The organism is Pseudomonas graminis (assembly GCF_900111735.1).
GTDB lineage: Bacteria > Pseudomonadota > Gammaproteobacteria > Pseudomonadales > Pseudomonadaceae > Aquipseudomonas > Aquipseudomonas graminis.
This window is the reverse complement of the sequence record NZ_FOHW01000002.1, coordinates 361,953-375,851: the sequence shown is the minus strand read 5'-3', so window position 1 is coordinate 375,851 and position 13,899 is coordinate 361,953. Positions and strand designations below refer to the sequence as shown.

The following is a 13,899-nucleotide window of genomic DNA, read 5'->3' as shown; positions in this document are numbered from 1 at the left end:
AGACCAGCGTCTGCCACCAGATGTCACTGCTCGCCGCCGATCGGTGTAGGAGCGCGCTTGCCCGCGAAGAGGCCGGTACATCCGACGCATAATGGTCCTCCGTGCCTACGCCTTCGCGGGCAAGCGCGCTCCTACATATCTGCAGTACGTCAATTGCTCTGCGGTATGACAACCGACGCATTCCCGGCTAAAGCCGGTCCCACTAAGGTACGCAGTGTTTCTGTAGACCGGTTCCATTCAGCCGGGAAAAGACCAGCGTCTACCACCAGATCTCACTGTTCGCCGCCGATCGGTGTAGGACCGGCTTCAGCCGGGAATTGGCTTCACCGCCGCCAGATAGGGAAGTGAGCGGATTTTCGCTCATGGGTTTTAGGCAATAAGCGGATTTCCGCGCACTCGCACGATGCCAACCCTTCTAAACAGGGGCTTTCAGCCTTTGGCACAGCTCCTGCTATCACTGTCGTCAGACCGCCTCGATGCGTTCCTTCTAACAACAATGACTTGCAGGAAATCCCATGGCCATCCCCAATTCTGCCTCCCACGGAACGGCTGCCGCGCCAGCCGCCGAGAAAACCACCGGAAGTCGCCTGAAATCCATTTTCAGCGGTTCGGTCGGCAACATGGTCGAGTGGTACGACTGGTACGTCTACGCCGCCTTCTCCCTCTACTTCGCCAAAGTCTTCTTCCCCAAGGGCGACACCACCGCCCAATTGCTCAACACCGCCGCGATCTTTGCCGTGGGCTTTCTGATGCGCCCCATCGGCGGCTGGCTCATGGGCCTCTACGCAGACCGCAAAGGCCGCAAGGCCGCGCTGATGGCGTCGGTGCTGTTGATGTGTTTCGGCTCGCTGATCATCGCCCTCACCCCCGGTTACGAAACCATCGGGGTCGGCGCGCCGATCATGCTGGTGTTCGCCCGCCTGTTGCAGGGACTGTCGGTGGGTGGCGAGTACGGCACCTCGGCGACGTACCTTAGCGAGATGGCGACCAAAGAACGCCGCGGCTTTTTCTCCAGCTTCCAGTACGTGACGCTGATCTCCGGCCAGCTCATCGCGCTGGCAGTGCTGATCGTCCTGCAACAGACACTGACCACTGAACAGCTGCAAACATGGGGCTGGCGTATCCCGTTTGCCATCGGCGCGTTGTGCGCGGTGGTGGCTCTGTTCCTGCGTCGCGGGATGGAAGAAACCGAGTCGTTCACCCGCAAGAAGGACAAACCCAAAGAAAGCCTGATGCGCACGCTGATGCGCCATCCGAAAGAGCTGATGACCGTCGTCGGCCTGACCATGGGCGGCACCCTGGCCTTCTATACCTACACCACCTACATGCAGAAATACCTGGTGAACACGGTGGGCATGAGCATCACCGACTCCACGACCATTTCTGCCGCTACGCTGTTCCTGTTCATGCTGTTGCAACCGGTGATCGGCGCGCTGTCTGACAAGATTGGCCGCCGCCCGATCCTGATTGCCTTCGGCGTGCTGGGCACGTTGTGTACCGTGCCGATCCTCACCACGCTGCATACCATCCAAAGCTGGTGGGGCGCGTTCTTCCTGATCATGGCCGCGCTGATCATCGTCAGCGGCTACACGTCGATCAACGCCGTGGTGAAAGCCGAACTGTTCCCGACCGAGATCCGCGCCCTGGGCGTCGGCCTGCCGTACGCACTGACGGTGTCGATCTTCGGCGGCACGGCCGAATACATCGCGCTGTGGTTCAAGAGCATCGGCATGGAGACCGGTTACTACTGGTACGTCACCGCCTGCATCGCGGTGTCGCTGCTGGTGTACGTGTTCATGAAGGACACCCGCAAGCACTCGCGGATCGAAACCGACTGACCCGAGACCGGGCTGGCGGATCGTCTCGCTCAGCCCTCCCGGACGGCAATAACAAGGGCAGCTCACTCACATGAGCTGCCCTTTTGCATTCGCAGGCGCAGCTAAGTGCATGAATAACGCTCCCTTTTCGCAGTATCAATTTCAGCGATGATCGCTACCAATGCGATTGACTTCTTAATAATTCAGAGGCGAGTAAAGTTCACTCCATACCGAGTTACCCACTAACTAAATCGATCTGGAGCAACTACCATGAAAACTAACAAACTGATCTTCGGCCTCGCTTTCTCTATTCTTGCCAGCAGCGCCTTTGCACTTCCCGCTGTTGACGCACACCACGAAGTTAATGCTGCAGTCGTTGCAGAAAACGGCTCGTCCCACACTAATATCGGTCGTGTCGCTGCTGACGGTTCGGACCACGTCGGCGCCAACCGCCTCGCTGCTGACGGTGCTGACCGCGTCGGTGCAAACCGCCAGGCCGCTGATGGCTCGGACCACGTAGGCGCCAACCGCCTCGCTGCTGACGGTGCTGACCGCGTCGGTGCAAACCGCCAGGCCGCTGATGGCTCGGACCATGTTGGTGCAAATCGCCTGAGCTGATACACCCATGACGCACTCTCAGCCCGGCTTTATGCCGGGCTTAATTTTTCCCGCACGTGGAAACCTGAACCCCCCGGTTTGACTGGTCTCCTGACAGATGTGGGTCAGCAGCGAATCGCGTATCCATCTCGTTTTCTATAGCTGGCATGCTCGATCCCTCTCCCCGCCGCGCACCGAGCTAGCAAATAACACCCACCAGAGTCAACAGGCAAATTCGCCGTCGCCGGTGAAAATTGCCTCATTCCAGCGCAAATGTCTCGCCGACGCTTTAAAACCGGGCGCTCCAGCCCACTATCATTTTTAACGATGGTCGATAGCAACAGCGTTAACTTCAACTTAATCTGCACGCGCGTAACATTGGCTCCATTCCCAAGTTGAAAACATTATTGAACTTACTGGAGCAACACTTATGAAAACGTCGAATATTATTTTTGGTATTAGTCTCTCCATTCTGGCATCGAGCGCCTTCGCTCTGCCCGTTTCCGAACAGCACTCTGCCTTTAACGGCACTGTTGTCGCAGAAGGCGGTTCTTCCCACACCAATGCATCGCACACCGGTTCGTATCGTCAGGCTTCCGATGGCTCCGATCACATTGGTGCCAATCGCCTCGCCGCCGACGGCGCTGACCGCGTAGGTAACAACCGCCAGGCTGCCGATGGCGCTGACCATATCGGTGCAAACCGTCTGGCCGCTGATGGCGCTGATCGCGTCGGTGCCAATCGCGCCAGCTAAGCGTTATCCGCACCATGCCCACCGCTTCATGTTTACCGCTTCATGTTCCACCTCCTGAACTCCCTTTGTAGCCCGACACTTGTCGGGCTTTTTTTTTGCGCGGGGTTCGGAGGTCGCTGGAATCCTCATCCAATGCCTTGCACTATGTCGGCCTGCATTCCGTGCACGCGCTCACCGTGCGCCGGCACGCCCGCACACCCACATTCAGGAACACACCATGTCAGACGATATTCATTTCTACGAACCGTCCAAAGGTCATGGACTGCCCCACGACCCGTTCAACGCCATCGTCGGTCCACGCCCGATTGGCTGGATCTCGTCCCAGGACGCAGAGGGCAAGCTGAACCTGGCGCCCTACAGCTTCTTCAACGCCTTCAACTATGTGCCGCCCATCATCGGGTTCTGCAGCATCGGCCGAAAAGACAGCCTGAACAACATCGAGCAGACCGGCGAGTTCGTCTGGAACCTCGCCACGCGCAGCTTGGCCGAGCAGATGAACATGAGTTGCGCGGCAGTGCCGGCGGACGTGAGTGAGTTCGAGCTAGCCGGCCTGACCGCAGAACCGTCGCGCATCGTTTCCGTGCCGAGGGTAAAGGAGACGCCGGTTTCGTTCGAATGCAAAGTGACGCAGATCATCCAGCTGCAACGCGCCGACAAGGAAGTCGTGCCGAGCTGGCTGATTCTGGGGGAAGTGGTGGCAGTGCATATTGCCAAGCGGCTGCTGAAGGAAGGTGTGTATGACACCGCAGCCGGCGAGCCCATCCTGCGCGGCGGCGGCCCGGCTGACTACTTCCAGCTGAGCGCAGAGTCACTGTTCAAAATGTACCGGCCAAAAGGCTGATCAGTTCGGGGCGAATACCAGTTCGCCCTCTTGGGTGACGTCGGCGAGCCGCTCCAGCTCTTTTACGGCGGCGTCGTCAGCCGCGAACGCGGTGGCGAATTTCTGTTCGGCGAGCACGCGGTGAAAGGTTGGCGCACCGCCCATGACCCGTGCCTTGACCGCGATCGCGGCGCTATAGCCGTCATCACCGGGGACCGCTGCCGAGACGGCTTCGTGATGCTGAAATTCTTTGCGTGCCATGGTCCGACGCCCTGCTGTAAAAAATGAAGGCAGGAGTTTAAACGCAGGCGTTTGAACACTCGAAATGTTTTCTTCTCTGGCGTATTGGCCGCGCCCGTGAGCGACAGCACTCAACCCTTTATCCCGCCAGGCGATCACAGGCAGCGACATGAGCCTTCTGTGCCTGAGCCGGCGTTACCGTGGCGAAGGTCTGAAAATCCAGGCTCGCCACCAGCAAATCGGTCAGCAGTTCGGAAAACAGGTTGAGCTCAGGGGCGGCGAACCAGTCGTTCATTGCGGAGGGATCGGCCCAGGTGCCGGTGATGACCCAGAAGTCGTCGTCTGTCAGAGACTTCTGCAGCGCGAAGTGCAGGCAACCCGACGCGGCGGCGGACGGGCTGATCAGGCTGCTCAAACGGGCGCCCAATTGCGCACCGTGTCCGGGCCGGGCGCGGACAGAAACCCAATGGCTCACGACTGAAGTATTTAGCATGCTCTGCGCTCCTTTTCTTTACGTGCGTGTCTTTGGCGTGGGCGCCGTGCTTCGGGATCGGGAATCGATGAAACAGGCTGCGGCGGGAAGTGAAGGTTAGGGGCAGGCACGCGCCGTGCGGTAGCCAATTACTGCCCGGTTATTGCCTGATTCTGCGCTGGCAGGTTCATCGTGATGGCCGGCCTCGCCGCTGTGCCGCGCGATGCACATGGACTTTCGAGCAACCATCCCGGGCGAACAGGGCCCGTTCATGGCAACGCAACACATCGGTAACAGAATCAGGCAAGCATCCGGCAGGATTCGCCTAACGCTTGCGCTTGCCCAAAAATAAGCTGTGCTGCATTAACGCCCTGTCAGAGGAATTCCCCATGTCGCTATCCGCTCTTGCGCCGTCCGCTCCGGATGCTCGACCTGATGCCGAGCTGAGCGCGCAGATGACGCAGCAGCGCGCCGAGCTGGCAGAACTGATCCGCCGGCATGCCCCCGTCGATGGCAGCTTCCAGACGGTGATCAAGCCGTTGTTCATGGTTCGCCACGATCGCCCGTCGCAATCGGTGCCGGGGCTGGTGCAGCCGGCGCTGTGCATCATGGCTCAGGGCCGCAAGGACGTAACGCTGGGCGGCGAGCTGTACACCTACGACCCGCTCAATTACCTGGTGCTTTCGGTAGCGTTGCCCATCAGCGGCAAGGTCATTTACGCGACCCCGGAGGAACCGCATCTGGCCTTGCGCCTGGAAATCGATCCGGTCGAAATCAACGCACTGATTGCCGAAGCCGGTCCGATGAGCGTGCCGACGCGTCACAGCGGGCGTGGCATGTACGTCGAGCGGATCGATTCACAGCTGCTCGACGCCGTCATCCGTCTGATCCGCCTGCTGGACACGCCGAAAGACATTCCCATGCTCGCACCGCTGATCAACCGGGAGATCCTTTACCGACTGCTACGTGGGAGTGAAGGACATCGGCTGTATGAAATCGCCATCTCCAACTGCCAGACCCACCGCGTCACCCAGGCGATCAAGTGGCTCAACGACCATTTCCAGGAGCCATTGCGGATTGAAGATCTGGCGAGGGAGGTGAACCTGAGCGTCTCGACACTGCACCACCGTTTCAAGTCCGTCACCGCCATGAGCCCGTTGCAATACCAGAAGCAACTGCGCTTGCAAGAGGCGCGGCGGTTGATGCTGGCGGACGGCCTCGAAGCCTCGGCCGCTGGCTACCGGGTCGGCTACGAAAGCGCTTCGCAGTTCAGCCGCGAATACAGCCGCCTGTTCGGCGCGCCACCGTTGCGAGATCTGGCGCGCCTGCGCAGCACGGTTTAAACCGCGCCGATCAGTCAAAGTAAGAAGTCAGCCGAGGCTGCTCATCCATTGAGCCTGGTCGATCTCGATCAACGTCGGACCGCTGCGCTGGCTGGCTGAGTGCAGGGCGGCGGTCAATTGCTCAACGCTGCCCACCGCCTCCGCGGCGCACCCCAGCGCTTTGGCCACACCGATGAAATCAGGCGTGTAAATATCGACGCCGATGGGCTCAATGGCGCGGTTGACCATGTACTTCTTGATCTCTTCGTAACCCTGGTTATTCCACAGCAGCACGATAATCGGCGTTCGCGCTTCCACCGCACTCGCCAGTTCGGACAAGGTGAACTGCAAACCGCCATCACCGATCAGGCACACCACTGAATTGGACTCTCCAGCGTCGCGACTGCCCAGCCAGGCGCCCACGGCGGCGGGCAATGCGTAACCCAGGGTTCCGTAACCGGTTGATGAGTTGAACCAGCGCCTGGGCTTGTCGAGGTCGAGGGTCAGGTTGCCTGTGTAGACCGGCTGGGTCGAGTCGCCCACGATCACGGCGTCCGGCAACGCTTCGAGCACCGTTTGCAAGAACAGCGTCTGCCCACGGGTGGCATCTTCCCAGCCCGCCTCAAGACTTGTCCTCAGCTCCGCAACCCGCGCAGCGCCCCACTCCTCGCTGCGTGTTGCCAGCACTTCGTCGGCCAGCGCATCGAACAAAGCCTCGGCGGCGTATTGAGCGTCGGACACCAGCCCGAGGGTCGGCGCAAAGTTGCGCACGGTCTGATCGGGATCGATGTCGATGCGCAGCAACGCGCCCGGAATCTTGAAGTGGCCCTGAAAGGTGATGTCGTAATCGGTCTCCGCCAGCTCAGTGCCGATGGCCAGCACCACGTCGGCGCTTTCAATGACCTCTCGGGTGGCCTCGAGGGACTGCGTCGAGCCGATCAGCAGCGGGTGAGCGCCCGGCAGCATGCCTTTGGCGTTAATGGTCAGCGCGACCGGCGCGTTCAGCCGTTCCGCCAGACGCGTCAGCGCCGGGGCGGCGTCAATGGCGCCGCCTCCCGCGAGAATCAGTGGCCGTTGCGCCGTGGCCAACAGACGTGCCATCTGCCTGATCGCTGAGGGCGCCGGTCCCGCGCGGGTCACCGATACCGGTTGGCTGTGCAGCAGGGCGTCGGCATTTTCCACCAGCACATCCAGCGGGATCTCGATATGCACGGGACGCGGACGCGCCGCTTGAAATACCGCAAACGCCCGGGCCAGTACCGACGGCAATTCAGCCGCAGACATCAGCGTGTGGGAGAAGGCCGCGACACCCGCGACGAGCGCACTCTGGGACGGCAGTTCATGCAGTTTGCCGCGACCGCCGCCCAATTGGCTGCGCGACTGCACGCTGGAAATCACCAGCATGGGGATCGAGTCCGCGTAGGCCTGGCCCATCGCAGTGGTGATGTTGGTCATGCCGGGGCCGGTGATGATGAAGCACACGCCGGGCTTGCCCCGGGTGCGCGCATAACCGTCGGCCATGAAGCCTGCGCCCTGCTCATGACGCGGGGTGATGTGTCTGATCGACGACCCCGCCAGGCCCCGGTAAAGCTCGACCGTGTGCACGCCCGGAATGCCGAACACCCGCTCGACCCCGTAACCTTCCAGCAACCTGACCAGCACTTCCCCGCACGTCGCCATGTGCCTGCCCCTTTTGTGAAGTCTTGCCCGACGCGCCTGCAATTTGCCAGGCTCAGTAGGCGACTATTGAAGCTGCGGGCCGTATCGACCACAACGCATAAAATGTCATGCTTAGCCATGTCCTCAGCTCATGGCTCGCCTGCCGATGAAACGCCCTCCTCCCCTGCCCGCGCTGCATACGTTCCTGATCACGGCGAAGTGCTGCAACTTCACCCGAGCCGCGGAGGCAATGCACATCACCCAGGGCGCTGTCAGCCGACAGATCTCCGGGCTCGAAGCGCATCTGGGCTATCGCCTGTTCAATCGTCAGGCCCGGGGCTTGAGCCTGACAGCCCAGGGCCGCGAACTGCTGCCGCGCATCGAGCAGGTGTTCAGCCTGATCGAAGAAGCGGTGGATCAGGTCAATGCCAGACCAAGGGCGCTGCAGATCAAGGCACCCACCTGCATCAGCCGCTGGTTATTACCGCGCCTGATGCAGTGGCAGAAAGAGCGGCCTGACGTGCCAGTGCAACTGACCACCACAAGCGCCCACACGGTGGATTTTCGGCGGGAGGATTTCGATGCCGCCGTGGTGTTCGGCGCGTACCCGGGTGATACCAGCCATGTGCAGCATCTGTTCGATGAACAGCTGACGCCCGTGTGCTCGCCGTCACTGGCGTCCGGCAATCCCCTCTCCCGCCTCGCCGATCTGGAGCGGCACATGCTCCTGCACCCAACCCTCGACGAGCGGGACTGGACGCTGTGGCTGAAGGCCGCCCGGGCGAAGCCGGGCAATATCGAGCAAGGCCAGCACTTCGACACGATGGACCTGGCGATGACCGTCGCCTCACAAGGTTCGGGCGTTGCCATTGGCGACTGGTCGCTGATCGGTGAAGACCTGAGCGCGGGGCGGCTGGTCATGCCCTTCGAGCTGAAAGTGCGGACCGGCGCGGCGTATTACTTCGTGCATCCCAGGGGCGCCAGCGTGCATTCGCCACTGCTTGACCTGCTGGACTGGCTGTCGCTGCAGGCGGCTGAACGGCGCATTGGCTGAGCGGCGCAATGCTGGCTCTTCACCAACGGCCCGCCTGATACAAACATTCAATCCCCATCGCCCGGTCCACTCGCCAATAGCGACCTACACTGACAGTGTCCGCTCTGAACCAGCTGTCCTACCGGATCGAGGCAAATGTCATGAGAACCACAATAAAAAGACAGTGCGTTTATGTCGTCGCCGTTGCTGCCGTGTTGAGCCTGTATGCCGCAGGTGCCTACCGAATCGAACAGATGCGGCAGACGCCACGCATGGCGGTGGTCTGCACGATGGGGCATTGCGTGCCCACTGATGCGACGTTCAGCGCCCTTCGTTGACGGCAACTGCCGGTCGACGTAACGCGGGTCAACGTACTGCGAAAATCCCCACAGCCTGCTATCGATTAGCAAGCTAACGGACTAGACTTGGCACAAATTCCTGCGGGTGTTCAGCGGGTCAATCTGCCAGTCGAGTCCCTTCTGTGACGAGCCTTAATCAACCCCGTCCGGACATCCGCAGCATTCTGTTTGCGCTGATGATGGCCGTGTTTCTCAGCGCGCTGGATCAGACCATCGTTGCGGTCTCGATGCCGGCCATCTCCGCCCAGTTCCAGGATTTCGACCTGCTCGCCTGGGTGATCTCCGCCTACATGGTCGCGCTCACCGTGGCCGTGCCGATTTACGGCAAGCTCGGGGATTTATACGGCCGGCGGCGCCTGATGCTGTTCGGGCTGGCGACCTTTACCCTCGCCTCGCTGTTCTGCGCCATGGCCCAGAGCATGGAACAACTGGTGCTGGCGCGGGTGCTGCAAGGCATCGGCGCCGGCGGCATGGTTTCCGTGAGCCAGGCGATCATCGGCGACATCGTTCCGCCCCGGGAGCGCGGCCGTTATCAGGGTTACTTCAGCGGCATGTACGCGGCGGCCAGCGTGGCCGGCCCTGTGCTTGGCGGCTTCATGACCGAATACCTGTCGTGGCGCTGGGTCTTCATTATCAATCTGCCGCTGGGGCTGGCGGCATGGTGGGTGGCGCGCAAAACGCTGGTCGGCTTGCCGGTCCCTCAGCGCAAACCGGTGATCGACTACCTCGGCACGGTGTTGATGATCATCGGCCTGACCTCACTGCTGCTGGGCATTACCGAAATCGGTCAGGGCCGCGGCTGGCGCGACCAGTCGGTGGTCATGCAACTGTCGGTGGCGCTGCTCGCACTGGTGATTTTTGTGCTGTATGAGCGGCGCACCCGCGAGCCTCTGCTGCCGATACACCTGTTCGCCAATCGCAGCGCGGTGCTCTGCTGGTGCACGATTTTCTTCACCAGCTTCCAGGCCATCTCGCTGATCGTGCTGCTGCCGCTGCGCTTTCAGACCGTGACCGGCGCAGGGGCCGACAGCGCGGCGTTGCACCTGATGCCGCTGGCCATCGGCATGCCCATGGGCGCGTACTTCGGCGGCCGCCGCACTTCGCTGACGGGCCGTTACAAGCCAATCATCCTCACTGGCGCAGCGTTGATGCCGCTGGCAATCCTCGGCATCGCCCTCACGCCGCCTCAGTCGGCCATTCTAACGAGCCTGTTCATGGTCCTGACCGGCATCGCCAGCGGCATGCAATTCCCGACGTCGCTGGTGGGCACACAGAACTCGGTGGAGGTCAAAGACATGGGCGTGGCGACCAGCACGACCAACCTGTTTCGCTCATTGGGCGGCGCGGTCGGTGTGGCGACGATGTCGGCACTGCTGCTGGCGATGCTCGCCGGTTCCGGCATTGCCCAGGTCGGAGGCCGTTCAATGGCGGACGAAGGTTCGGGCAACTTGCTGATGGACAGCCTGCACGCCGCCAGCGGCCCGGCCCTTGAATTGCTGCGCGGGCAGCTGTCGATGACGTTTCAGCACCTGCTGATGGCCAGCGCGGCGGTCTCACTGCTGGGTTTGTCTGCTGCGCTGGCAATGCCCAACAACCTGCTGCGCGGGCGCGACGACAAGGACCGATGAACGAACCTGTGAGGATGCTCAGCCGCTGTAATAACCCACCGCCACCAGGAATTCACCGACCTTGCGCACGTAAGCGTGCTTGTGTTCGATCTTGCTGGTGACCGGGTTGCGCCAGCGGTATTCGTATTCGCCTTGGGCCTGTTTCTTCACCAGTTCAAGCATCGGGATGCCGACCGGCTTGCCTTCCGGGTCCTTGACCTTGCTGAAATCGGTGTTCACCAGCCGCAGGTTGGTGCCGTGGGCCACATAGCGTTTGGTGTCGACGTTCACCACGAAGACGTACAGATCATCTTGCAGAAATCCGCCCTTGAGGTCGTTGATGGCGCGAAGGGTGCCGTCCTTGTCCTGTTCCAGCGCTTTGGACGCCTTCTCGAGCAACGCCCTTGCCTGCTCCGGCGAAGCGCGCGGCAGGTAGTAGCCGACGGCGAGAACCCGATCGCCGATGCGCTGAAAATACACACGTTTGCGCTCAACCTTGCCGTCGCGCCAGTTCTGCCAGCGATACTCGGCCTGCTGAACGCCGGCGCTTTCCGGGGTCTGCAGCACCTGCTTGAAGTTTTTCTGCAGCTCGGGATCGAGCACCGAGGAGACATCACGGCCGATCAACGCCACCGATGGCCCGCCACTTGCAAGCATGATCCCTTTGGTATCGGTGACGAAGACATAACGCTCGCCATCGACGAACTCGCCCTGGCGGCTGAATTCGGCCAGTGCTTTGTCCCCCCGGACACGGTAACGGGCCACGGCTTTTTCCAGCAGTCCCTTGGCCGCTGCCGATTCCTGAGCTTCGTCGCCCGCTGCCCAGCCTTGTCCGATGCTCAGGGCAGCAAGCGCACCCATCAGGAGTTTTCTGCATGCGTGTTTTGATACGACTGCCATCGCTTCGCCCCCACTCTTATTGGTTATGGGGGGAAGCGTAGACGCCAGATTGCAATAGGGCAGCATTCGGCACTTCAATGGGTAGCCATGCCTGAATGGGGGCTGAATCACGGTGATCGCGGGGTAAAGCCAGGGTAAACCGCCTGTTCAGCGAAGGTCAGGCGCGGTATAGATACAGGCCAAGCGCCACACAGCTCAGTTTTTCCAAGTGGCGGTGGGGTGCTGGCGGATCAGTTGACTGAGGATGCGGGAGACACCGGGTCGCGTAACGCCGGGCTGAAGCGGAGCATGTCGAGAATGCCGTCAACCAGTCGCTCTGCGTCGTCTTGCAGCGAGAAGCTCTCCGGCACCAGCAGCCACTGGCCGATGATGCCGTGGATATAAGCGTGCAAGCAGATCGCTGCGCGTTGCGGATTGAGGTCAGCGGGAAGCTGGCCTTGCCGGGAAGCGTTACCGAGCGCCAGTGCAATGCGCTCGTTGGCGTCAAGCCAGACAAATTGCCGTTGTTGCCGCATGTCACACATTTCGTCGGTAAATTCGAATTTATGAAACAGAATTTCGTTGATGCGGCGGGTTTTAGGATCGCTGGCAACTTGCTGAAACAAATGGATGAGAAGCTTGCGCGTCCATCCCAACGGATCCACTTCGTCTTCGCTTTCGCTCGCCCGCGCCATTTCTTCAAGAGGCTCGTGCAGGCTGTCGAGCATCGCCTGGACCAGATCGGCCTTGTTGCTGAAATGCCAATAGATTGCGCCACGGGTCACGCCAGCCAAGGCCGCAATGTCGGCGAGCGTCGTGCGGGAAACCCCTCGATCATAGAAAGCCTGCTCGGCAGCTTCCAGAATCTGCCTGCGGGTTTCCTGAGCCTCTTCTTTCGTGCGTCGGACCATGGCAGTAAAAACCTCTATGAAAATGCGTCAGGCGCTCTGGTCGAGTGGCCTGCACAGCATGTCGGGCGGCCTTTGTAATGCCTTGTCCCGGATCTACAATCGATGCCCTCGGTGCGCTGGAGTGTCACACTCTTGGGTGTTTACAAACAACCGTGAATGTAAGTATATTCATTAGCATCCTACTTATCCAGCAGGAACCCTTTCCCGCCCCTTTCCACTTTTCATGAGTTCAGGCTCCTGACCCGAGGATCTTCATGCAATTCAAGCCAGCTGTTACCGTACTGGTCACTGCCATCGCCCTTGCATCGCTGCTCAGCGGATGCAGCAAAAAGGAAGAAGCGGCCCCAGCACCACCGCCCCCTCAGGTCGGCGTCGTCACTCTGAAAACCCAGGCCTACACCCTGACGTCCGAACTTCCCGGCCGCACCACTGCGTTCCGGATTGCCGAAGTGCGTCCGCAAGTGAACGGCATCATCCTCAAGCGCCTGTTCACCGAAGGTGGAGACGTCAAGGCGGGTCAGCAGCTTTACCAGATTGACCCGGCGATCTATCAGGCCACCCTGGACAGCGCCAAAGCGACCTACGAATCCTCCAACTCCCTGGCCGGCCGCTATAAGCAGCTGATCAATGAGCAAGCGGTCAGCCGTCAGGAATACGACACGGCGGTAGGTTCGGCTCGCGAAGCGAAGGCGGCGGTGCAGACGGCAGAAATCAACCTGCGTTACACCAAGGTCTATGCGCCGATCTCAGGCCGCATTGGCCGCTCCCTCGTGACTGAGGGTGCGCTGGTGAGTAACGGTCAGGCCGATGCGATGGCCACCATCCAGCAGCTCGACCCTATTTACGTCGACGTGATCCAGTCTTCGGCCGAGATGCTCAAGCTGCGTCGGGAGCTGGAAAGCGGCAAGCTGCAGAAAGCCGGCGACAATGCCGCCAAGGTCAAGCTGGTGCTGGAAGACGGCAGCCTCTATCCGGTCGAAGGCAAGCTTGAGTTCTCCGAAGTGTCGGTCGACCAGACCACCGGTTCCGTGACCCTGCGCGCCGTGTTCGCGAACCCGGATCACACCCTCCTGCCAGGCATGTTCGTGCATGCACGACTGCAATCGGGCGTGGCCGAGAACGCGATTCTGGTTCCACAGCAAGGCGTCACCCGCGACCTTAAAGGCACGCCGACCGCACTGGTGGTGAATGCTGACAACAAGGTCGAGTCCCGCACGCTGGTTGCCAACCGCACCATCGGCAGCGACTGGCTGGTAGAGAAAGGCTTGAGCGCAGGTGATCGCGTGATTACCGAAGGGCTGCAATACGTCAAGCCAGGTGCTGAAGTGAAAGTGGCCGAAGCCACCAACGTCAATGCAGCTAACCCGGCACCGAACCCGGCAACTGCCCCGGCAACTGATAAAGCCGCAGGCAGCAAAGGGGAGTAATT

General features: G+C 60.8%; 14 protein-coding genes. 9 read left to right on the top strand and 5 right to left on the bottom strand.

Going from position 1 to position 13,899, the window contains the following annotated elements; genetic code table 11:
• The first annotated feature begins 515 nt into the window (after window positions 1-515).
• The 4 genes from BMY98_RS03525 (at window position 516) to BMY98_RS03510 (ending at window position 4,009) form a co-directional block, all read left to right on the top strand.
• Window positions 516-1,838 carry an MFS transporter gene (locus BMY98_RS03525; RefSeq protein ID WP_074884722.1) on the top strand — a complete coding sequence of 441 codons (1,323 nt, stop codon included), beginning with the start codon at window positions 516-518 and terminating at the stop codon, window positions 1,836-1,838.
• 249 nt (window positions 1,839-2,087) lie between these two features.
• Window positions 2,088-2,435 carry a hypothetical protein gene (locus BMY98_RS03520; protein WP_074884719.1) on the top strand — a complete coding sequence of 116 codons (348 nt, stop codon included), beginning with the start codon at window positions 2,088-2,090 and terminating at the stop codon, window positions 2,433-2,435.
• A 409-nt stretch (window positions 2,436-2,844) separates the two neighbouring features.
• The gene (locus BMY98_RS03515) at window positions 2,845-3,168 is read left to right on the top strand and encodes a hypothetical protein (RefSeq protein ID WP_074884716.1); all 324 of its coding nucleotides are present in this window, start codon (window positions 2,845-2,847) and stop codon (window positions 3,166-3,168) included.
• Between the two features lie 217 nt (window positions 3,169-3,385).
• The gene (locus BMY98_RS03510; protein WP_074884712.1) at window positions 3,386-4,009 is read left to right on the top strand and encodes a flavin reductase family protein; all 624 of its coding nucleotides are present in this window, start codon (window positions 3,386-3,388) and stop codon (window positions 4,007-4,009) included.
• On the opposite strand, the gene BMY98_RS03505 is transcribed toward BMY98_RS03510, so the two are convergent.
• Together BMY98_RS03505 and BMY98_RS03500 are read right to left on the bottom strand one after the other, a co-directional pair.
• Window positions 4,010-4,249 (bottom strand): hypothetical protein, encoded by a 240-nt coding sequence (locus BMY98_RS03505; RefSeq protein ID WP_074884709.1) that lies wholly within the window; start codon window positions 4,247-4,249, stop codon window positions 4,010-4,012.
• Window positions 4,250-4,367: 118 nt separating this feature from the next.
• Window positions 4,368-4,721 (bottom strand): antibiotic biosynthesis monooxygenase family protein, encoded by a 354-nt coding sequence (locus BMY98_RS03500; protein WP_074884706.1) that lies wholly within the window; start codon window positions 4,719-4,721, stop codon window positions 4,368-4,370.
• A 368-nt stretch (window positions 4,722-5,089) separates the two neighbouring features.
• Here BMY98_RS03500 and BMY98_RS03495 point away from each other — a divergent pair, with 368 nt between their 5' ends.
• The gene (locus tag BMY98_RS03495) at window positions 5,090-6,043 is read left to right on the top strand and encodes an AraC family transcriptional regulator (protein ID WP_083398702.1); all 954 of its coding nucleotides are present in this window, start codon (window positions 5,090-5,092) and stop codon (window positions 6,041-6,043) included.
• 27 nt (window positions 6,044-6,070) lie between these two features.
• Here BMY98_RS03495 and BMY98_RS03490 read toward each other — a convergent pair whose 3' ends face one another.
• Complete coding sequence (locus BMY98_RS03490; RefSeq protein WP_074884703.1) at window positions 6,071-7,702, bottom strand: 5-guanidino-2-oxopentanoate decarboxylase; 1,632 nt, start codon at window positions 7,700-7,702, stop codon at window positions 6,071-6,073.
• Window positions 7,703-7,847: 145 nt separating this feature from the next.
• On the opposite strand from BMY98_RS03490, the gene BMY98_RS03485 reads away from it, so the two are divergent.
• The 3 genes from BMY98_RS03485 to BMY98_RS03480 all read left to right on the top strand — a co-directional run bounded on the left by BMY98_RS03485 (window position 7,848) and on the right by BMY98_RS03480 (window position 10,701).
• On the top strand, window positions 7,848-8,735 hold the full coding sequence (locus tag BMY98_RS03485) for a LysR substrate-binding domain-containing protein (RefSeq protein WP_074884787.1): 888 nt from the start codon (window positions 7,848-7,850) through the stop codon (window positions 8,733-8,735).
• A 140-nt stretch (window positions 8,736-8,875) separates the two neighbouring features.
• Entirely contained in the window at window positions 8,876-9,052 is a 177-nt protein-coding gene (locus BMY98_RS27240) for a hypothetical protein (protein ID WP_175514133.1), read from the top strand.
• Window positions 9,053-9,195: 143 nt separating this feature from the next.
• On the top strand, window positions 9,196-10,701 hold the full coding sequence (locus BMY98_RS03480; protein WP_074884700.1) for an MDR family MFS transporter: 1,506 nt from the start codon (window positions 9,196-9,198) through the stop codon (window positions 10,699-10,701).
• 18 nt (window positions 10,702-10,719) lie between these two features.
• Here BMY98_RS03480 and BMY98_RS03475 read toward each other — a convergent pair whose 3' ends face one another.
• Window positions 10,720-11,580 (bottom strand): cache domain-containing protein, encoded by an 861-nt coding sequence (locus BMY98_RS03475; protein ID WP_074884697.1) that lies wholly within the window; start codon window positions 11,578-11,580, stop codon window positions 10,720-10,722.
• Between the two features lie 230 nt (window positions 11,581-11,810).
• On the bottom strand, window positions 11,811-12,470 hold the full coding sequence (locus BMY98_RS03470) for a TetR family transcriptional regulator (protein WP_074884695.1): 660 nt from the start codon (window positions 12,468-12,470) through the stop codon (window positions 11,811-11,813).
• A 254-nt stretch (window positions 12,471-12,724) separates the two neighbouring features.
• Between BMY98_RS03470 and BMY98_RS03465 the strand changes: the two genes are divergently transcribed.
• Window positions 12,725-13,897 (top strand): efflux RND transporter periplasmic adaptor subunit, encoded by a 1,173-nt coding sequence (locus tag BMY98_RS03465; protein ID WP_074884692.1) that lies wholly within the window; start codon window positions 12,725-12,727, stop codon window positions 13,895-13,897.
• The last annotated feature ends 2 nt before the right edge of the window (window positions 13,898-13,899 follow it).